Source organism: Candidatus Clostridium eludens (assembly GCF_045310515.1).
GTDB classification, from domain to species: domain Bacteria; phylum Bacillota; class Clostridia; order Clostridiales; family Clostridiaceae; genus Clostridium_B; species Clostridium_B eludens.
In genome coordinates, this window is record NZ_JBJHZX010000136.1 from 1 (window position 1) to 813 (window position 813).

The window sequence follows — 813 nt, forward strand, 5'->3', positions numbered from 1 at the left end:
TTCACGTTTAATAATTGCATGGAAAGATTCAATACAGGCATTATCCCATGGATAAGCTTTCTTTGAATAACTAAGTAGCATTTTCGAAGTAGCCTTTTTATATTCTTTTGACACATACTGACTGCCCCTGTCACTATGTATAATAACAGGACTAACAAGTTCTCTATTTTTCTTAGCTTTATTAATTGTATCAATGACGCAAGAAACATTTAAAGTTTCTGAAAGAGTCCAGGCTATAATTTTTCGAGAGTATAAATCCATGATGCTTGTAAGGTATACAAAGCCCTCATTAGTCCACAGATATGTAATATCTGTACACCATGCTGCATTTGGTGCAGTGGGATTAAATTGTTTGTTTAAGATATTTTCAAGTTTACTGCTGAAATCAGAATCCCTTGTAGTAATGGTATATGGTTTTATATAGTGAGCTTTAATTCCAAGTTCTTTCATGTACTTTCCAACAGTGCGTTCTGATATTCTTTCACCAGTTTTCTGTATTTCTTTGGTAACTTTATGAGCACCATAATTTTGGTGGGATTTATCATAAATTTCTTTGATTTTCTTCTTTGCGAGCTTCTTTCTTTTTTGTTGATTTGAAGGTAGGCGTTGCAGCCATGAATTATATCCTGAACGTGAAACGCCTAATATATGAAGCATTCCGCTGACAGAAACCCGGCGTTTTCCCCTAAAGTCTTCACATTTGTTTTGGACTTCAAGATAGATTGCTTCTGTCACTTTCCCAGAATGCTTATGGCTTTTTTTAATACATCTAGAGCATCCTTTGTATCGCGAAGTTCACGTTTTAATCGTGCA

The 813-nt window shown here is 34.8% G+C and carries 1 protein-coding gene; it reads right to left on the reverse strand.

Annotation, left to right across the window (positions count from 1 at the left end; all coding sequences use genetic code 11):
- Nucleotides 1-735, reverse strand: a 735-nt coding sequence (locus tag ACJDU8_RS25555) for an IS3 family transposase (RefSeq protein ID WP_406795001.1), incomplete at its 3' end; no start/stop codon positions are given.
- Between the last annotated feature and the right edge of the window lie 78 nt (nt 736-813).